The organism is Parageobacillus sp. NEAU-HV-2, assembly GCF_059115485.1.
On record NZ_JBXUJJ010000005.1, the window covers coordinates 148,578 to 168,579 of the forward strand.

General features: G+C 45.1%; 20 protein-coding genes. 17 read left to right on the forward strand and 3 right to left on the reverse strand.

Going from position 1 to position 20,002, the window contains the following annotated elements:
* Positions 1-128 precede the first annotated feature (128 nt).
* Together katA and AC1WMD_RS10360 are read right to left on the reverse strand one after the other, a co-directional pair.
* Positions 129-1,595, reverse strand: a complete 1,467-nt coding sequence (gene katA / locus AC1WMD_RS10355) for a catalase KatA (protein WP_494257119.1) — start codon at positions 1,593-1,595, stop codon at positions 129-131.
* Between the two features lie 131 nt (positions 1,596-1,726).
* Complete coding sequence (locus AC1WMD_RS10360; protein ID WP_494257120.1) at positions 1,727-2,626, reverse strand: LysR family transcriptional regulator; 900 nt, start codon at positions 2,624-2,626, stop codon at positions 1,727-1,729.
* 205 nt (positions 2,627-2,831) lie between these two features.
* On the opposite strand from AC1WMD_RS10360, the gene hpaB reads away from it, so the two are divergent.
* From hpaB to AC1WMD_RS10430, 14 genes are all read left to right on the forward strand, one after another.
* Positions 2,832-4,316, forward strand: a complete 1,485-nt coding sequence (gene hpaB, locus AC1WMD_RS10365; protein WP_043905973.1) for a 4-hydroxyphenylacetate 3-monooxygenase, oxygenase component — start codon at positions 2,832-2,834, stop codon at positions 4,314-4,316.
* A 21-nt stretch (positions 4,317-4,337) separates the two neighbouring features.
* On the forward strand, positions 4,338-5,321 hold the full coding sequence (gene hpaD, locus AC1WMD_RS10370; protein ID WP_043905972.1) for a 3,4-dihydroxyphenylacetate 2,3-dioxygenase: 984 nt from the start codon (positions 4,338-4,340) through the stop codon (positions 5,319-5,321).
* A gap of 159 nt (positions 5,322-5,480) precedes the next feature.
* Entirely contained in the window at positions 5,481-6,398 is a 918-nt protein-coding gene (gene hpaI / locus AC1WMD_RS10375; RefSeq protein WP_494257122.1) for a 2,4-dihydroxyhept-2-ene-1,7-dioic acid aldolase, read from the forward strand.
* Between the two features lie 23 nt (positions 6,399-6,421).
* Positions 6,422-7,237, forward strand: coding sequence for a fumarylacetoacetate hydrolase family protein (locus AC1WMD_RS10380; RefSeq protein ID WP_494257123.1), 816 nt, complete (start codon positions 6,422-6,424; stop codon positions 7,235-7,237).
* Positions 7,212-7,949 (forward strand): fumarylacetoacetate hydrolase family protein, encoded by a 738-nt coding sequence (locus tag AC1WMD_RS10385; RefSeq protein ID WP_043906649.1) that lies wholly within the window; start codon positions 7,212-7,214, stop codon positions 7,947-7,949. Before AC1WMD_RS10380 ends, AC1WMD_RS10385 begins: the two co-directional genes overlap by 26 nt.
* Positions 7,950-7,968: 19 nt before the next feature.
* The gene (locus AC1WMD_RS10390) at positions 7,969-8,358 is read left to right on the forward strand and encodes a 5-carboxymethyl-2-hydroxymuconate Delta-isomerase (RefSeq protein ID WP_043905969.1); all 390 of its coding nucleotides are present in this window, start codon (positions 7,969-7,971) and stop codon (positions 8,356-8,358) included.
* Positions 8,359-8,376: 18 nt separating this feature from the next.
* Positions 8,377-9,891 carry a 5-carboxymethyl-2-hydroxymuconate semialdehyde dehydrogenase gene (gene hpaE / locus AC1WMD_RS10395; protein WP_043905968.1) on the forward strand — a complete coding sequence of 505 codons (1,515 nt, stop codon included), beginning with the start codon at positions 8,377-8,379 and terminating at the stop codon, positions 9,889-9,891.
* 45 nt (positions 9,892-9,936) lie between these two features.
* Entirely contained in the window at positions 9,937-10,581 is a 645-nt protein-coding gene (locus AC1WMD_RS10400) for a GntR family transcriptional regulator (RefSeq protein WP_494257124.1), read from the forward strand.
* A 232-nt stretch (positions 10,582-10,813) separates the two neighbouring features.
* A complete protein-coding gene (locus AC1WMD_RS10405) occupies positions 10,814-11,983 on the forward strand; it encodes an ABC transporter substrate-binding protein (protein WP_043905966.1) in 1,170 nt (389 codons plus the stop codon).
* Between the two features lie 72 nt (positions 11,984-12,055).
* Entirely contained in the window at positions 12,056-12,937 is an 882-nt protein-coding gene (locus tag AC1WMD_RS10410) for a branched-chain amino acid ABC transporter permease (protein WP_043905965.1), read from the forward strand.
* Positions 12,938-12,949: 12 nt separating this feature from the next.
* The gene (locus AC1WMD_RS10415; RefSeq protein WP_494257125.1) at positions 12,950-14,014 is read left to right on the forward strand and encodes a branched-chain amino acid ABC transporter permease; all 1,065 of its coding nucleotides are present in this window, start codon (positions 12,950-12,952) and stop codon (positions 14,012-14,014) included.
* A complete protein-coding gene (locus tag AC1WMD_RS10420) occupies positions 14,011-14,793 on the forward strand; it encodes an ABC transporter ATP-binding protein (protein WP_494257126.1) in 783 nt (260 codons plus the stop codon). Before AC1WMD_RS10415 ends, AC1WMD_RS10420 begins: the two co-directional genes overlap by 4 nt.
* Entirely contained in the window at positions 14,787-15,530 is a 744-nt protein-coding gene (locus tag AC1WMD_RS10425) for an ABC transporter ATP-binding protein (protein ID WP_043905962.1), read from the forward strand. Before AC1WMD_RS10420 ends, AC1WMD_RS10425 begins: the two co-directional genes overlap by 7 nt.
* 179 nt (positions 15,531-15,709) lie before the next feature.
* Positions 15,710-16,180, forward strand: a complete 471-nt coding sequence (locus tag AC1WMD_RS10430; protein WP_043905961.1) for a flavin reductase family protein — start codon at positions 15,710-15,712, stop codon at positions 16,178-16,180.
* Positions 16,181-16,212: 32 nt separating this feature from the next.
* On the opposite strand, the gene AC1WMD_RS10435 is transcribed toward AC1WMD_RS10430, so the two are convergent.
* A complete protein-coding gene (locus AC1WMD_RS10435) occupies positions 16,213-16,773 on the reverse strand; it encodes an FAD-dependent oxidoreductase (protein ID WP_494257127.1) in 561 nt (186 codons plus the stop codon).
* Positions 16,774-17,333: 560 nt separating this feature from the next.
* Here AC1WMD_RS10435 and AC1WMD_RS10440 point away from each other — a divergent pair.
* From AC1WMD_RS10440 to bioA, 3 genes are read left to right on the forward strand one after another with little or no spacing between them, the layout of a single operon-like run.
* On the forward strand, positions 17,334-17,897 hold the full coding sequence (locus AC1WMD_RS10440) for a biotin transporter BioY (protein WP_043905959.1): 564 nt from the start codon (positions 17,334-17,336) through the stop codon (positions 17,895-17,897).
* On the forward strand, positions 17,897-18,616 hold the full coding sequence (bioD, locus tag AC1WMD_RS10445; protein WP_494257129.1) for a dethiobiotin synthase: 720 nt from the start codon (positions 17,897-17,899) through the stop codon (positions 18,614-18,616). The genes AC1WMD_RS10440 and bioD overlap by 1 nt, the downstream gene beginning before the upstream one ends.
* Complete coding sequence (bioA, locus tag AC1WMD_RS10450; protein WP_494257130.1) at positions 18,606-19,973, forward strand: adenosylmethionine--8-amino-7-oxononanoate transaminase; 1,368 nt, start codon at positions 18,606-18,608, stop codon at positions 19,971-19,973. Before bioD ends, bioA begins: the two co-directional genes overlap by 11 nt.
* Positions 19,974-20,002: the final 29 nt, after the last annotated feature.

A 20,002-nucleotide genomic window follows, 5' to 3' on the forward strand; every position in this document is an offset into this window, starting at 1 on the left:
ATCACTCTTATAAAGATTAAAACCGTTTTACAATCGATTGCCGGCATTTCTGCGGATTGAGCTCGTGTTAACGGCTGGTTAATTAGAAAAAGAAAAGGATAGACGTTTGCGACGTCTATCCTTTTTGATTACGCGTTTGTAATCACATCATCTGGAACTTGTAAGCCAAGCCCTTCGGCAACGCGGCGGCCGTAGTCAGGATCGGCTTTATAGAAGTGGCGGATTTGCCGCAATTTAATATCTTCTTTCGTGACTTGTTTCATCGATTCGACGATGTTTTTCACTAAGCGTGCTTTTTCTTCCTCACTCATGAGGCGGTACAAGTCGCCGGCTTGGGTATAATGGTCATCGTCATCATATGGCACGCTTTCCGCCAAACCGGATACCGGGAACGGCGTTGTTTTATGTTCCGGCACTTCCGTTGGTCCGCCGAAGCTGTTTGGTTCATAGTAGACGGAACCGCCGCCGTTATTGTCAAAGCGCATAAAGCCATCGCGTTGATAGTTGTTGACTTCGACGCGCGGACGGTTGATCGGCAGCAAGTTATGGTTGACGCCGACGCGGTAGCGGTGTGCGTCCGCATAGGCGAACAAGCGCGCTTGCAGCATTTTATCCGGAGATGGTTCCACGCCAGGGACTAGGTTTCCAGGCGAGAATGTCGCTTGTTCGACTTCGGCAAAGTAGTTTTCTGGGTTGCGGTTTAATACCATACGGCCGACTTCTATTAATGGATAGTCTTTATGCGACCACACTTTTGTGACATCAAATGGATTGAAACGATATGTTTTCGCATCTTCAAGCGGCATAATTTGCACATATAACGTCCAGGACGGATAATCGCCGTTTTCAATCGCGTTAAATAAATCTTCCGTGTGGTAATCCGGATTTTCGCCGGCGATTTTCGCCGCCAGTTCCGGGTCCATGTTTTTGACGCCTTGGTTGGTTTTAAAATGATATTTCACCCAAACCGCTTCACCGTCTTTATTCACCCATTTGAACGTATGGCTGCCGTAGCCGTTCATATGGCGGTAAGTGAGCGGAATGCCGCGGTCGCCGAACAAATACGTTACTTGGTGCAGAGATTCCGGCGATAAAGACCAGAAATCCCATATCGCTGTCGGATTTTTCAAATGCGTGCGTGGATCGCGTTTTTGTGTATGGATAAAGTCAGGGAATTTAATCGCGTCGCGAATGAAGAAAATCGGTGTGTTGTTGCCGACGATGTCATAGTTTCCTTCTTCGGTATAAAATTTCACAGCAAAACCGCGCGGATCGCGAACGGTATCAGCGGAACCAAGCTCGCCAGCGACGGTAGAGAAGCGGACGAATACGGGCGTACGTTTGCCAACGCCGTTAAACACTTTCGCTTTTGTGTATTTGGACATATCGTTTGTTACTTCAAAATAGCCGTGTGCACCTGCGCCTTTCGCGTGAACGACGCGTTCTGGAATTCTCTCTCTATTGAAATGTGCTAGTTTTTCAAGAAGATGTACGTCTTGAATTAATGTCGGGCCAGGAGAGCCGGCCGTCATCGAGTTTTGGTTATCGCCGACAGGAGCTCCCCAGCTAGTCGTCAACTTTTTTTGCTCCGCCATCTTTCATTCTCCCTCCGTTCTATTTTCCTTTCACCACTAAATGATAATATTTCTCAAACAAAAGTCAATACTTTTTTATAATTATTTTAAATAAATATATAAATTAAAAAGAAAATAATTAGCATAAAATATTAACTTTTGATTTTGTCATGAAATTTTTCTTGCAAAATCGCTAAAAAGTGATGAACGCTTTTAGCAACATAGCGATTTTTTTCAATGATTGCCGCTGCTTCTGCCTCAATGGAAGAATCAATAATATCAAGCACGCAAATATCTGGAAGGCGGAAAAAAGAAACGGTCGATTTGGGGACGATGGTTGCGCCGACCCCTTTGGAAACGAGGGAGAGCAAAATCGTTGCATCAGGGCACTCGCAAATGACTTTTGGTTCGAAGCCGTGGCGCCGGCATTCATGGATGACGAGTTCGTATTGTCCTTTTCCTTGGATGCGGTGAAGAAGAAGGAGAGGAACATCCGCAAACTCTTTCATATACATATGCGGTTTAGAAATGTTCCATTGCTTCGGGAGGACGGCGACATAAGGGTCGCTTGGCAAGCGAATCATTTCATAGTGATAAGAATCAATAGGAAGACGGACGATCCCAATGTCAATTTCCCGCTGTTTCAATAACTCGCAGATGAAAAAACTATCTCCTTCACGTAAATGAAATTTCACATTTGGAAACGATTGATGGAAAGGCTGAATGATTTCCGATAAATAGTAAAAGCACGATTTGACACAGCCGATGGACAACACCCCATTTGTTCCTTCTTCGATTTCGCGGACTTCTAAAATGGCATCTTCTAACTGCTGAAGCAGCTGTTTTGCTTTTTTATATAAAATTTTCCCTGGCTGCGTTAACTCCAGCTTTTTGGCGTTTCGATCCAATAATGTAACTCCGAGCGTTTCCTCTAGCTGTTTGAGCTGCTGGCTTAATGGCGGTTGTGCCATATGCAACTTTTTTGCCGCTTTTGTAATTTGCCCTTCTTCGACGATCGTCGTAAAGTATTTTAAATGCCTGATATCGACCATCTTCCTCACCCCATTTACATATATTTTTTATATGGCAAAGCAATGTTTTTTATATTTTTCATATATGAAATCATATGTTATATTAATTCCAAAGATTCAGAAAATAACAATTAGAAAGAGAGGTGGGTAAGACATTTAGTTTAGAAAGCGCTTACTATTGTGATTATACATGAATTTGGAAAAAGAATGTAGGAGGGAGCAAACAATGCCTGCAAAAACAGGGAAGGAATATATCGAACGGCTAAAGAAGGCGAAAAGCAGTGTTTATATTCACGGCGAAAAAGTAGAAGACGTAACCGAACATCCCGCGTTTAAAAATGTCATCCAGTCGATGGCCCGTCTATATGACCTCCAATATGAAAAGCCGGACAAAATGCTTTATACGTCGCCAACGACGGGGAATCCAGTCGGCATGACGTATATTCAGCCAACGACAAAAGAAGAATTGATCGCCAGACGGGAAGCGACGCAGGAATGGGCGCGCACCTCGGCGGGAATGATGGGCCGTTCGCCAGATTACTTAAACGCGGAAGTGATGGCGATGGGAATCGCCAATGATCTTTTCGCTGAAGATGATCCAATGTTTGCCGAGAATGCGAAAAACTATTACGAATACGCGCGCGAAAACGACATCAGCCTGACACACACGTTAATTCATCCGCAAATGAACCGCTCGAAAGCCCTTCACGAACAAAAAGACGCCAACGTTCCATTGCATTTAGTAGAAAAAAGAAAAGACGGCATTATCGTCAGCGGCATTCGCCTGCTGGCAACGCAAGGCGGCATTACCGATGAAATTTTAGTCTTTCCGTCCACGGTCAAAAAATCGGGATCAGGAGAAGATCCGTATTCGCTTGCCTTTGCGATTCCAAATAATACGCCAGGGGTTAAATTTATTTGCCGTGAAGCGTTTGATTACGGCAGAAACCATTGGGATCATCCGCTAGCTTCCCGCTTTGAAGAGGGGGATGCGATCGTTTCCTTTGAAAACGTATTCGTGCCGTGGGAGCGCGTGTTCGTCTGTGGAAATTCATCCATTTGTAACCGGACGTTCCGTGAAACGAACGCAGTTGTTCATATGTCCCACCAAGTGGTGGCGAAAAACATCGTCAAAACCGAATTTATTCTTGGCGTAACGCTTTGTATCATGGATGCGATTGGCATCGACCAGTTCCAGCATGTCAAAGACAAAGGAACGGAAATTATGCTCGTGCTCGAGACAATGCGCAGCCATTTGTATCGTGCTGAACATAATGCGAAACCGGATCGCTGGGGAACCATGACGCCGGATTTTGCCGCTCTTGATGCAGCGCGAAATTGGTATCCGCGCATTTACCCGCGCCTTGCCGAAATTGTTCGCATTCTAGGCGCTTCCGGCATGATGGCGATTCCGACGGAGGCCGATTTCCAGAATGAAGAGATTGGCGATATCGTGCGGCGCGCTATGCAGGGGGCGAATATCGACGGATATGAGCGAGTGCAGTTGTTCCGCCTTGCCTGGGACATGACGATGAGTGCGTTTGGCAGCCGGCAGACGCATTATGAATATTACTTTTTTGGTGATCCGATCCGCATGGGGATGGCTTATTTCGACGGTTACGAGAAAGATTACTATAAAAATTTAATTTATGAATTTTTAGGAACACCAAAAAGCGTTCATATTCCAGCCAATGCCCATTTAAATCCGTAAAGAGTAAGGGGGAAAGATGGCATGACATTTTCTATTATCCGCTGTGCAAGAGCCGTATTGCATGTGACCGATTTAAACGCTTCGCGCGATTTTTATGAACGCGCACTCGGATTTGTCGTGACAGAAGCGGACGATATGCATCTATATTTGCGGGGATTAGAAGAATACCATCACCATAGCTTGTTGCTCAAAAAAGCGAAGCAACCTGGGGTGGAAGCGATCAGCTATAAAGTTTATTCCGAGGCGGACTTAGAAGCGCTATATCAATTTTTTGCCGAAAAACAAATGAACCCGAAATGGATCGAAGTCGGTGAGCAGCGCGCCGTCGGAAGAGCTTTCCGCGTTCAGGACGTATCGGGACTGCCGCTGGAGTTTTTTGCGAACATGGAGACGGTGGAGCGCTTGTTGCAGCGCTATGATTTATATCGCGGAGCCGGGGTGCAGCGCATTGACCATTTTAACTGCGCAGTGGCGGATGTGCAAAAAGCGTATGATTTTTATGTAAACGAGCTTGGCTTTGCCTGCTCGGAATATACGGAAACGGAAGACAAGAAATTATGGGCTGCCTGGCTGCACCGCAAACAAAATGTGCACGATGTGGCATTTATGAATGGAAAAGGGCCGCGTTTGCATCATATCGGCTTTTGGCTTTCCGACCAGCTTAGTCTGATTCACGCGTGCGATGTGCTTGCGGCGATGGGATATGCGTCAAGCATTGAGCGCGGGCCGGGGCGCCACGGGCTGTCGAACGCCTTTTTCCTTTATTTGCGCGACCCAGACGGTCATCGGATCGAATTATACAACGGCGATTATTTAACGAGCGACCCGGATTTTAAGCCGATTCGCTGGGATATTAATGATCCGCGTCGTCAAACGTTCTGGGGGCATCAGGCGCCGGACAGCTGGTTTGAAGAAGCATCGATCGTGCTGGATGTGCATAGTGGCAAGCCGGTTGAAGTGAAGGAGCCGATGCTGCAACAAATGAAACCGACTTTTATCATCTAAATTGCAGCCTGTCTACGGTGATATAAAAATAGAGTGAGAAAAGGTATGGAACAAACATCATATATGATTAACAGTTGAAAACATATATAATTTTATATATAATATAAACAAAATTCTGACAATGAAGCAGTGAGCGCGAATTTCTAGGAGGTATCTCTTATGACTTATGAAGAAGTAAAACAAAGATTGCGAGGATCGATCGCTCCCGTTATTACGCCATTTGACAGCGAAGGGAATATCGATTTTGAAACGATGAAAAAATTGATTAACTGGCAGATTGAAAGCGGAAGCCACGGCATTTCCGTCACGGGTACATCCGGAGAGCCGAGCTCGCTGACGTTAGAAGAGCGGAAAAAAGTGATAGAAACGGCCAAAAATACGATTAATGGAAGGGTGCCGTTTGTGCCGGCGACCGGTTCGACGAACCATGCCGAAACGTTGGAACTGACGAAATTCGCGCAGGAAATCGGGGCGGATGCGGCGATGGTCATTGTTCCTTATTACAACCGCCCGTCCCAGCATGCGCTTTATAAACATTTTAAAGCGATTGCCGATGCGGTCGATATCCCGATTATTATTTATAACATTCCCGGTAGAACAGCTGTTAATTTAGAAGTGCGCACGATGGCGCGTTTGGTTGAGGATTGCCCAAATATCATCGGGGCGAAAGAGTCGAATAAAGATTTTGAACATGTCAACCGCGTTCTTTTATATTGCGGCAGAGATTTTCTCTTATTCTCGGGCATTGAGCTATTATGCTATCCAATGCTGGCGATTGGCGGCGCGGGTTCGATCAGCGCCACTGCCAACGTCGTTCCGGAAAAAGTAGCACAAATGCATAACGCCTGGTTCGAAGGTGATGTAAAGCGAGCGCAAGAGCTTCATTTTGAACTGATGGAACTAAATGATGTGCTATTTATTGAAACAAATCCAGGGCCGGTGAAAGCGGCGCTTGGGATGATGGGAAAAATTACACCGAAACTGCGCTTGCCGCTGGATTTGCCGAGTGAAGAAAATCAAGAAAAAATCCGGAAAACATTGGTGAAATACGGGCTGTTAACCGAAGTAACGTCGTAACGGCGAAAGCGTGGTGAAACAAGATGGCTAAGGCGTTTTTTCGCCTAACCGGCATTCCGCATACGATGGAATCCGAAGTAAATGTCAAAAAGAATACGGTTATCATTCATGGAAGGGAATACGATGCGAGCCGGCTAAAATGGGAAGCACCGGAAATCGGCGTGATTTACGGCGTGCTTTTAAACTATAAGGATGAATGGGAAAAATTCCTCGAGCAGATGACCAAACCGCCGTATTATCAACCGCCTAAAGCTCCCATTTTGTATATGAAACCGGCCAATACGATCAACGTGCACGGCGGATGCGTGCCGCTCCCAAAAGGGGTAGATAAGTTGCAAGTCGGGGGGGCGCTCGGAGTGGTCATCGGCCAAACTGCAACAAAAGTCCGTAAAGGGGAAGCTTTCGACTATATTGCGGGATATACGATCGTCAACGATGTCGCGATCCCGCATGAAGCGATTTACCGTCCAGCTGTTAAAGAGCGCGCAAGGGACGGTTTTGCCCCGATTGGGCCATGGATTATTGAAAAAAATGAGGTAGATAATCCCGATGAACTAGATATCCGCGTTTTTGTCAATGGACAGTTAGTTCAGCAAGATAATACGAAAAACTTGCTGCGTTCGATCGCAACCCTTTTAGAAGAGATTACGGAATTTATGACATTGTACAAAGGCGATGTGCTGCTTGTCGGTGTGCCGGATGATGCGCCGCTTGTGCAGGCGGGTGATCACGTGCGCATCGAAATCGAAGAAGTTGGCAGTTTGGAAAATATCATTGTGCCGGAAGGAGACTGGATAAAGGAGACAGGATATGATGAAACGCGCACGCATAGCGTTTAACGGGACGGTTTGTGAAGCGGTCGTCGAAGAAAACGGGCAACTTCGTTTGCCTAACGGTTGGGTCGTAAAAGAGGAGGAAGTAGTTTGGCTTCCTCCTGTGGAACCGCGCACCATTTTCGCGCTCGGGCTAAATTATGCCGATCATGCCAGCGAATTGTCGTTTTCCGCACCAAAAGAGCCGCTTCTTTTCTTCAAAGGGAGAAATACGTTAATCGGCCATCGCGGCAAGACGCCAAGACCAGCCGATGCGACGTTTATGCATTACGAATGCGAGCTCGCCGTTGTGATCGGCAAAACGGCGCGCAATGTGAAAGCCGAAGAGGCGTATGACTATGTGCTCGGCTATACCGTTGCCAATGATTATGCGGTTCGCGATTATTTAGAAAATTATTATCGACCCAATTTCCGCGTGAAAAACCGCGACGCTTCGACACCGCTAGGACCATGGCTCGTGGATAAAGCGGATGTTGCCGATCCCATGAACTTGACGCTGCGGACATATGTGAACGGGAACATCGTGCAGGAAGGCAATACGCGCGACATGATTTTTACGATTCCGTTTTTGATTGAATATATTAGCAGCTTTATGACATTGCAAGCGGGAGATATCATTCTGACGGGCACTCCGAAAGGAGCGGTGAACGTAGAGAGTGGCGATGAGGTTGTAACGGAAATCGAGCGAATCGGCCGTTTAATCAATTACGTTGTCTAGCAAAGGAGACGGGGATCCGATGCCTCATTTCATTTTAGAGTATACCGATAATATTAGCGAAGAGGCGAATATTCGCGAGTTATTGCGGAAAGTTCATGAAGTATTGATTTCACGCAGCGACTTGTTTCCGATCGGCGGCATTCGCTCACGGGCGATACCATTAAAAGAATATTACGTTGCCGACGGTACCGAGGATGACGCGTTTGTGCATGGTACGCTGAAAATCGGCGCCGGCCGCTCGGAGGAAGATAAACGGGCGGTATGCGAAGAAATATTCCGCGTGATGAAAGAACATTTCGCTCCATTGTTCGAAAAGCGCTATTTAGCTTTATCTCTAGAATTATATGAATTTAGTGAAGCGGGGACTTATAAACATAATAATATTCACCAGCGCTACCGAAAGCGATAATGGCCAGGAGGGGGACATATGGCAAGAAAAATAAGCAATGTGCTTCATTATATTAACGGCGAGTTTGTCGAAGGATCCGCAGGAAAATACTTCGAAAATATTAATCCCTTTACGAATGAGCCGATTAATCAAGTCGCAGAAGGATTCAAAGAGGATATTGATGCGGCGGTCCGTGCGGCGAAAGCAGCGTTTGATGATGGGCCGTGGCGGACGATGTCCGTTCATGAAAGAATGCAATATGTTTTGCGTATCGCTGATCTTATCGAGAAATACGCGGATGACATTTCTTACTTGGAGTCGCTAGATACGGGGATTCCGATCAGCCAAGCGCAAAAACAGGCAGCCCGCGCGGCGGAAAACTTTCGCTTTTACGCCGAAATGGTAAAAACCCGTATGGTCGGGGAGGCGTATCATGTTGATGGGCAATTTCTTAACTATACGATTTATAAACCAGTTGGTGTCGCTGGGCTGATTACGCCATGGAACACTCCGTTTATGCTCGAGACGTGGAAGGTGGCGCCAGCGTTAGCGACCGGCAATACGGTGGTGCTGAAGCCGGCGGAATGGTCACCGCTCACGGCAAACAAGCTGGCGGAAATCATCCACGAAGCGGGGCTGCCAAAAGGAGTGTTTAACGTCGTTCACGGCTTTGGCGAAACGGCAGGCGCCGCGCTTGTCGCCCATCCTGATGTCCGTCTCATCTCTTTTACCGGCGAAACGAAAACAGGGACGGAAATTATTAAAAACAGCGCCGATACATTGAAAAAGACATCGATGGAACTTGGCGGAAAATCGCCGCTAATTGTGTTTGCGGATGCCGATTTGGAGCGGGCGCTCGATGCGGCGGTATGGGGCATTTTCTCCCTCAACGGGGAACGATGCACCGCCAACTCCCGCCTGTTTGTCGAACAATCGATTTACGATTCATTTGTCGAGAAGCTAAAAGAAAGGGTAAACAACATTGTCATCGGCGACCCGATGGACCCAGCGACAGAATTAGGGCCGCTGATTCACCGCGATCATTGGGAACGGGTTGTCAACTATATCGAGATCGCCAAGCAGGAAGGTGCGGAAGTGTATGCGGCAAGCGTGCCGGAGGAGCTGAAGAAAGGAAACTTTGTTCCGCCTACGCTGCTGCTAAACTGCCGTAATGATATGAAAGTGGCGCAGGAAGAAATTTTCGGTCCAGTAATGGCAGTCATGTCTTTTGAAACGGAGGAAGAAGTAATCCGCATGGCGAATGACGTCAAATATGGTCTAGCGGCGTATGTGTGGACGAATGATATGAAACGTGGCCATCGCATCGCCCAGGCGCTTGAAAGCGGCATGGCATGGGTCAATTCGCAAAACATTAGAGATTTGCGCATTCCGTTTGGCGGCACGAAATACAGCGGGATCGGACGGGAAGGCGGGCATTACAGTTTTGATTTTTACACAGAAGTGCAAGTCGTTCATGTGGCGATCGGCGACCATCCAATTCCGAAATTTGGGAAAGCAAAGCAGCCTTCCACCGCTTCTGTCGAACAGCGATAAAAAGGCGTGCTTGTAAGCATATAGTATATAGTATATGATGATAGTATGGAAGCAAAAGTAAAAAACAAGACGCAAATTGCCTATGAATATATTCTTTCTCGGATTGAAAAAGGCACCTACGGTCCGGGATACCGGATTGTCATTGATCAAATTGCCAGAGAGCTGAATTTGAGCAGCATTCCGGTTCGCGAAGCGATTCGCCAGCTCGAAGCGGAAGGGTGGATTCAGTATAAACCTTACACTGGTGCCGTCGTCAGCAATATTAACGAGAAAGAATATGTAGAAACGTTATCGGTTCTCGCGGTATTGGAAGGATACGCCACAGCGCTGAGTTCGAGCAATATGAAGGAGGGAACGATTCAGCAGCTAACAACAGTGAACGAAAAAATGGAGCAAGCGCTGCATGAGTTTGATTTCGAGTTATTTAGCGAATTGAATTACGAGTTTCACTCCCTTATTTACAAACATTGCGGCAACGCGTATTTAGAAGAGCAAATTAAGCAAATTTGGCAGCGGATGAGACGAATCCGCGCTTACGGCTTCACCTTTGTGCCGCAACGGGCGAAAGAATCGATTAAAGAACATGCTGAAATTGTTCGTTTATTAAAAGAAAAAGCGCCACCAAAAGAGATCGAGCACTTTGTCCGCCAACATAAATTAAATACAGCGGAAGCATTTAAACAACGTTAGCCTCTTCTTCATTCCACTAAAGCAGATCATGCTTTAGTGGAATGAGGAGTGAGTGAAAAGGTTTGATACGCATTTATTCATATATCATTTCCTATATAAAAAAACGCATTTTCCTGCCGCATTCATTTTTTACCTCTCTGTATTATGCATAATTGGTGTCACCTAGCTGTGCATCAGTCGTTTTATTGAAAGCGTTGCCAATGAAAATATTCTAAGGGGGATTGGGGAAGGTATGAGAAAGTTTTTCTCCGCTGCGGTATTTATTTTATTTGCTGTTATTCTTGTTGCGTGTGGGAAGGAACCTGCAAACGGCTCTAAATCGGAAGTGATTAAGATTGGCGGCATCTTCTCTGCTTCCGGGGGTGCTGCGCCATTAGGCAAGCCGGAGATGGAAACGATCAAGATGCTCGTCAAAGAATTGAATGAAAAGGGCGGAATTAATGGCAAAAAAATAGAGCTTATTGCATATGACGATAAGTCCGACCAAAATGAGGCGGTATTATCGACGAAAAAATTGATTGAACAAGAGAAAGTCACAGCGATTATTGGTGGTACGATCAGCGGCAATTCACTTGCGATGATTCCTCAAATTGAAAAAGCAGGCATTCCGTACATTTCCCTCGCTGCTAGCAAACAAATTGTCAATCCAAATGATCATTCTCCGCGAAACTGGACGTTTAAAACTGCCCAAGGTGATGATATCGTCATTAATAAATTATTAAGCTATTTAAAAGAACAAGGCTTGACAAAAGTAGCGTGGTTGAATGTTGCTAACGCCTACGGAACAAGCGGACATGATGAATTTAAACGGTTTGCTCCAGATTATGGGGTCGAAGCGGTTATCGAAGAAGAATTTGAGGCGACCGTAGACGACGCCAAGGCGATGCTAACGAGGGTGAAAAAAGCCAATCCGCAAGCGATTATCGTATGGGGAACCGCCCAAGAATCCGCAGTTGTTACAAAAAATATTCATCAGTTAGGCATTAATATACCAGTGATTGAAAGCCATGGAATCGGTACAAAGAGCTTTATTGATTTAGCGGGAGAAGCAGCGGAAGGAGTGATCTTCCCAGTTGGGCGCATTCTAGTGGCAGACCAATTACCGGATAGTGATCCGCAAAAAGAAACGTTGCTGAAGTATAAGGAAGATTTTGAAAAAACGTATAACTACGAACCAACTACATTTGGTGGACATGCGTGGGATGCGTTCCACCTATTAGTGAATGCCATTAAAGCAGGAGGAACAGATAAAGAAAAAATAAGAGAGGCGTTGGAAAATACGAAAAACTTTGTTGGGATATCCGGGGTCTTTAATATGGAGAAGAACAATCATACCGGATTGACTGCGGATAGCTTAGTAATGGTGCAAATCAAAGATGGCAAGTTTGTGCTTGCGGAGTAAATGTGCGCAATAAGGGGAATTAGACAGCTAATTCCCTTTCTTTTACATTTGGTGAAAGGGAGTGGGCGGAACGTGGATGTATGGAGCCAGTTCGTGCAGCTGCTTTTTTCCGGTTTGACAGTAGGCAGCATCTACGCTTTAGTGGCGCTTGGGTTTGTCATTACGTACAGCATTACCGGCATTTTAAACCTCGCACAGGGCGATTTTGCGATGCTTGGAGCGCTTCTTTGTATCACGTTTGTCAACAGCGATGTTCCTTTTGTCATCGCTATATTGCTTAGCATTATTGCTGTAATGGCAGCAGGGGGATTATTTGAACGACTAGCGATTCATCCAGCGAGAAACTCATCGGTTGCGACGTTAATTATCATAACCATTGGAGCGGCCTTTGTTTTTCGGGGAATTGCCATTTTTATCTGGGGCACGCAGCCTTATGCACTGCGCCCGTTTACTGGAAATGAATCTCTGCAAATATTCGGGGCGGTTATTCAAACGCAAAATTTATGGGCGATTGCCATTTCTTTAGTAAGTTTAATCGCATTATATATTTTCTTTAATAAAACCTATATGGGAAAAGCGGTAACCGCTTGTGTCGTGAATCCGTTTGCCGCTCGCCTGATGGGGATCCAGCCGCGCAAAATGTCATTGGGGGCCATTGCGGTCAGCGCAGGTCTCGGGGCATTGGCAGGAATTGTTATTGCACCGATTTCCGGTGCTTCGTATGACATGGGAGTAATGATCGGACTAAAGGCGTTTATCGCTGCGGTAATTGGCGGGCTGACCAATGCACCTGCCGCTATTGCCGGCGCTTTTATCATCGGTATTTTAGAGGCGTTTACAGAAGGATATTTGTCTTCTGGATATAAAGATGCCATTAGCTTTGGATTGCTTTTGCTTGTGCTGTTCTTTATGCCAAACGGCATTTTCGCCAAGATGTCGGGAAAACGGGTATAGGGGGAAAACGATATGAGACTAGATGTAAAAAGAATTTATACAGGAAGCGCAAAATGGCCGCTACTGTTTACGGTCCTGTTGCTTGGTCTTCCCCTTATCTTTTCAACGAATAACTATTTGTTAAGCACGCTTATTATGATCGGATTTTATACGATTGTAAGCACTGGCCTGACATTGCTCATGGGATATGCCGGACAAATATCGCTAGGGCAGGCGGCTTTTTATGGAATCGGCGCTTATACGTCCGCTTATTTAACAGCGCATGCAGGTGTTTCGCCGTGGCTTGCCATGGCGGCAGGAGCGGCCATCGCGGCGATAGTGGCGTTTATTGTCGGCATCCCTGCTTTCCGGCTGCGCGAACATTATTTAGCGTTAGCTACGTTAGGGTTTGGCGTTATTGTATTTACTTTTTTTAAAGAATGGAAAGGTATTACAGGGGGATTAAACGGATTTTTTGGCATTCCGCCTATCCAGCTATTTGGATTTCCTTTGCAAGCAGATTTTCAGTTTTATTACCTTGTATGGATTTTCGCTTTAATTGGCATTCTTTTTGCCCGTAATATCGTTCGCTCGAGGGTAGGAAGAGCGCTGCTATCGATTCATGGAAGCGAGGTAGCGGCCAATTCGCTAGGGGTGAACATTACAAAATATAAGCTGCAAATCTTTATGATTAGCGCTGTTTACGCGTCTGTTGCCGGCAGTTTATATGCACATTATGTTACATTTATTAACCCCGATCTATTTGGAATTGTTCCATCTATTTATTTTTTAATTATGGTTGTCATCGGCGGGACCGGGAGCGTCTGGGGCGGTCTGATCGGCGCAGCAGTGTATGTATGTTTGGGGGAGTTGCTGAAGGAAATGGTTCCAATGTTTATTCCCAATGCAGGCGGCGAATTTGAGATTGTCTTTTTCGGCTTGTTGCTTGTGATCATTCTTATTTACATGCCAAATGGGTTATCCCATTCTATACCAAGAGTGATAAAACGAATATCGTCAACATGGAGACGCAAAAAGAAGCCGATGCTGGTGACGGAACATGAAAATGCCGGCTCGGTGGGAGGCGAGCGTTTATGAAAAAAAATGTATTGTTAGAAATCGATCAATTGTCGAAATCGTTTGGTGGAGTTCATGCGGTACAAAATGTGTCCTTTCGCGTCCATAATCAAGAAATCGTTGCAATCATCGGGCCGAACGGGGCGGGCAAAACTACGTTGTTTAACATTATTACCGGCATTCTTCCACCAACAAGCGGTTCCGTTCTTTTCAAAGGGATGCCCGTCACCGGTAAAAAGCCATATCAGCTTGCGGCGTTAGGCATAACGCGAACGTTTCAAAATCTCCAGGTGTTTACGAACATGACCGTTATTGAAAATGTGATGGTCGGACTGCATCCGCGTCTGAAAACAGGAATATTTAGCGCTGGGTTTCGTTTGCCACAGGTGTTTAAAGAAGAAAAGCAAGCGTTTGAACAGGCGTTGGCTTGCCTTGAACAAGTTGGCATCACCCATCTTGCCTTTGAAAAAGCGGATATATTGCCGTACGGAACGCAGCGGTTAGTGGAAATTGCCAGAGCAGCTGCCTCTCAACCTTCCCTTATTTTGTTAGATGAACCGATGGCGGGATTAAACCCGCAAGAGTCTAAAAAGTTAGTGGATGTTTTATTAACGATGAGAAACAACGGTATGACCTTTCTCTTCGTTGAACACGATATGGAAACAGTGATGGCGATTGCCGACCGTATCATTGTATTAGACTATGGAAAGAAAATAGCGGAGGGATGCCCGGAGGAAATTTCCCAACATCCGGATGTCATTAAAGCGTATTTGGGCGAAGAGGAGGTGGCATCTTGCTGACGTTGAATCATTTACATGTATACCATGGTCATTTGCATGTGCTAAAGGGAATTCACTTGCAGATCGCCAAAGGCGAAATAGTGGCGATTGTAGGAGCGAACGGAGCAGGAAAGAGCACGTTGTTAGGAACGATTGCAGGAGTATATTCGCCAAAAGCAGGAGAAATTATTTTTGAAAATGAACCACTCCCTTATGGAAAAGTCGAGCAAATTGTGAAAAGAGGGATTTGTCTTGTCCCGGAGCGCCGGCAAATCTTTGACGATTTATCCGTCAAAGACAATTTACTGCTCGGTGCGTATCATCGATATCGCAGCGATTTCCAACAAGTGATGAGAGATTATGAACATGTGCTTGAAGTTTTTCCGAAGCTAAAAACGATGCTAGACCGGCCGGGCGGATTGCTAAGCGGCGGAGAACAGCAAATGCTTGCCATCGGACGGGGATTAATGGCGAAACCAAAATTGCTGATGTTGGATGAACCGTCTTTAGGCCTCGCTCCCCTGATTGTTAAAGAGATGATGAAACTATTAAAACAATTGCGCGATCAGTTTAGCACTACCATTTTGTTGGTGGAACAAAACGTCCGCGCGGCGTTGCAAATTGCCGACTATGCTTGTGTGCTTGACCGCGGCGAAATCGTGATGCAAGGAAAAGCGGCCGAACTGCTCGACGATGAACGAGTGAAAAAAGCTTATTTAGGCATGCAAAACAAACAGGAATATAACGTCGCTAAATAGGCGCAGGTGAGCAATCCGTTACGCAGTGAATTTTTTGATATATTAGAATTATTTTTACAAAACAGATCGAATTAGTGTTAATATTATGTTGTGGAAGAACAATTCCATTGGTGCTTGCCATATCATGTCATTTATCGTTTATTCAGTTTCATAATAATGAAGATAAAGGAAGTGAAAAAATGGACGATCGTACATTTCGCAATGCGATGGGGAAATTCGCGACAGGTGTTACGGTTATAACGACAGAGTTTCAAGGAGAAGTAAAAGGAATGACGGCCAACGCCTTTATGTCTGTTTCCTTAAATCCAAAGTTAGTAGTCGTTTCCATCGGGGAAAAGGCGCGGATGAATCCGATTGTCAAGCAAACGGGCAAATTTGCCGTCAACATTTTGGCGAGAGAGCAAGAAGATCTTTCCCGCCTGTTTGCCGGACAACTAAAAGAAGAGAGAAAAGTAGATTTCCAATGGGTAAATGGACATCCGATTTTGCCTGATGCCTTAGCTAATATTTTATGTAATGTGCATAGCTCCTATGTAGCGGGAGATCATACGCTGTACTTTGGCGAAGTGACGGACATCTTGATGAAAGACGAAGCAGGAGATCCGTTATTATTCTTCGAAGGGAAGTATCGAAGCATCGCGACGGAATAATAGAAGAACTGCCCACATTTGTGGGCAGCTTTTTATTTTAATACATCGTGATCGACATAACGTTCGCCGTTTAATTCGCTAATGACGTTAATGGCCACTTTCGCTCCATCGCCAGCGGTGATGATCGTATGTACGCTGACGCCAGCTACTGTTCCGGCTGCCCAAATTCCTTCGATGTTGGTGCGTCCAGCGGCATCCACGTCGATAACTGTTTTAATACGCGGCTCTGTTCCTGGTTTTGTTTTCACTCCAATTTTTTCAGCGAGGTCGGTTGCTACGCCAGTTGCTAAAATAACATGTTTCGCTTCAAATGTTTGATTTTCGGTTTCTATTTGAAAGCCCGTTTCTGATTTTTCGATGTTGACGACTTGATCATTCACAAGTTCTGCTCCAAATTTGACCGCTTGTTTTTTTCCTGTTTCCACTAAATCCGGACCTGTTATTTCCATAACCCCATAGTGATTTTCGATCCAAGCGCGTTTTGTTATGCTTTTGTCGTTGTCAATTAATAACGTCTTTTTTCCCGCTTTCGCCGTAAAAATAGCCGCGCTAGCCCCTGCAGGTCCAGCTCCGATAATGGCAATATCATACATTGATTTCTCCTCCTTTTTTATTAGAATATTTCTACATTTCCATTATAACATCACCACCATTTCTATCCAATTAATGTGCTTTATAAAATTAAAATTATTATTATTTAATATTTACTATTTATAAATAATATGTATAATAAATGATGACAATAATCATTTCATAGCAGTGAAAAGGAGAGCATAAACATGCGTAAACCCATCATTTGCGAACAATGTCATCAGCCGATTCGCCGGTTGAAACATTCGATTCTTTGTCAATGTGGGATGAAGATGATCCAACATAAGTAAGGGAATAGGGATCAATGGCACTGGAGTCATAAAGAAGACAAGCAAAGTTTCTGGCGTGGTTGAAATGATAAAAGAAGTAGAAAAAGGAATTTATAATATCACTTAGACGGCTAGGATTAGCCGTTTTATTTTTTCAATCCTTCCTATTACTGCGATTTTGATTTATTTATAGGAAAAAACACCTATATGTTAACCTATATATAAAACAAGGTTGACATTTAATAGATTGTCAGGCAAAATAAGAGAAAAAATATGGGATTGGAGGGAGAGAGATGAAAACGAAATCGCTTTTGTTAGCGGCGCTGTTTGCGGCGCTTACGGCCATTGGCGGGTTTATCAAAATTCCGATTCCATATGTGCCGTTTACATTGCAAATCGCTTCCGTTTATTTGGCGGGATGTTTATTAGGGCCGAAGCTAGGGATGCTTAGCCAGCTTGTCTATGTGCTTATCGGTCTTGCAGGAGCGCCTGTTTTCGCGGAAGGCGGAGGACCTAGCTATGTGTTGAAGCCGACGTTTGGTTATTTGATCGGCTTTGTTGTGGGGGCCTATGTCAACGGGTGGATGATGCAAATCTTTCAATTTCGCAGGGCGGTGACTATTTTTCTAGCGAATTTATCTACTCTTTTGGTTGTTTATTGCATTGGGTGTGCCTGGTTGTACATGGCGATGAAATGGATCATGGAAAAGCCGCTTACCATTGGACAAACGTTATGGTTTGGCTTTGTGCTTCCTGTGCCGGGCGATCTACTGTTATGTGCGGTTTGTTCCGTGCTTGTTGCACGTATATTGCCGCGTATCCACGTCGTCATTAGCAAGCAGGAGGTGGTATCTTGATGGGAAAAGCAATATTTATCACCGGAACAGGAACAGAGATTGGCAAGACGGTGGCAACCTCTTTTCTTGCTTTTGTTTTCCAAAAATTAGGGTTGAATACCAAAATATTTAAGCCAATTCAAACAGGCTTAGCAGAAGATGGAGTTTCGTTTGCCGATCAATATTGGTATGAGAAGGTCGCTGGACTGCCGCAATCAGAAGGGCTATATTATATGGAACCCGCCGTTTCGCCACATTTGGCAGCAACATTGACGAATACCACTATTGACCCGGCATTGATAGCGGAAAAAATCGAACAATGGAAACGTCAATACGACATCGTTCTTGTTGAGGGGGCGGGAGGTTTAGCTGTCCCGTTAATAGAGAAGGAACAAGGGTTTTATATGACGAACGATTTGATTCGAGAATACAACCTTCCAATTATTATCGTTTCCTTAGCAGGACTTGGTGCGATTCATCATACGGTGACAACCGTATCTTACGCACAGCAACAAGGCATTCGTGTTCTTGGATTGATTTTTAATCAATTTGATGCCGAAAACATCATTCATGTGAATAATATTGAAACAATACAAAAAATGTTAGGTTTGCCGGTCATCGCCACACTGCCATCCCTTGCAAAGGTGACGAAGCATACGATGATGGCATTGGCGGAACGTTGGCTGGAGAATAACGAGCAAAAACAGTTGTTACAGGAGGTGCTGTCCGTTGAAGTATAGTTATGAACAATTAGAACAATGGGATAAAGAGTATGTGTGGCATCCGTTTACGCAAATGAAAACATATGTGCAAGAACATCCGCTGATTATTGAGCGAGGGAACGGAAGCTACTTATTTGACGTCAATGGAAACAAATATTTGGACGGATATGCATCATTATGGGTAAACGTCCACGGCCATAATGATCCTGAACTAAATGAAGCGTTGCACATGCAAATCGAAACGATCGCGCATTCGACATTGCTTGGGTCGGCCAATGTGCCGTCGATTTTATTAGCGAAAAAGCTGGTTGAGCTTTGGCCGGGGCTTTCGAAAGTGTTTTATTCCGACACGGGGGCTGCCGCGGTGGAAATTGCGTTAAAAATGGCGTACCAATATTGGAAAAACATCGATCCTGTTAAATATGCGGCAAAAAATAAATTTGTTTCTTTAAAGGAAGCGTATCATGGTGATACGGTTGGCGCTGTGAGTGTCGGTGGAATGGACTTATTCCATCGCATTTTTAAGCCGCTGTTGTTTGAACGAATCGAAGTTCCTTCTCCGTATGTGTATCGCATGGACGAATATGGCGATGAAGAGGAGATTGTCAGCTATTGTTTACAACAGCTTGAAGATGTGCTGGCTCGACACCATGAGGAAATTGCCGGCGTGATCGTGGAGCCGCTCGTTCAAGGGGCTGCGGGCATCATTACACATCCAAAAGGATTTTTAAAAGGCGTTGAAACACTTTGCCGGCAATATGGCGTGCTGCTTATTTGTGATGAGGTCGCCGTTGGGTTTGGAAGAACGGGAACGCTGTTTGCGTGCGAGCAAGAGGATGTCCATCCGGATATTGTTTGCTTAGGAAAAGGCATTACCGGAGGGTATCTCCCTTTAGCCGCCACATTGACAACAGAAGATGTCTATGCCGCGTTTTTAGGAGACGTTGATGAAGATAAGACGTTTTATCACGGGCATACATATACAGGGAACCAATTATCTTGTTCTGTCGCTTTAAAAAATATTGAGCTCATCGAAAAACGGCATCTTGTCGAAAACGTAAAGAAAAAAGCAGAAATGTTGGCAAAGAAGCTAGAGATGCTTTATGAAATTCCAATCGTTGGGGATATTCGTCAAAAAGGATTAATGGTAGGAATTGAAATTGTTCAAGATCGAAACACGAAACAAATTTTTCCGCGCTCCGAAATGATCGAACATCGTATTATTCTAGAAGCTCGAAAGCGAGGATTAATCGTTCGTCCGCTCGGCCCGGTGATCACGTTCATTCCTGTGTTAGCGATGACAGAGGATCAGATGGAAACAGCGGTCCATATCCTCTTCGATTCGATCGCGGAAATGGCCAAAGTCGTTCGATAATTGTTTCAACTGCTGCCTAGCGAGCCTAG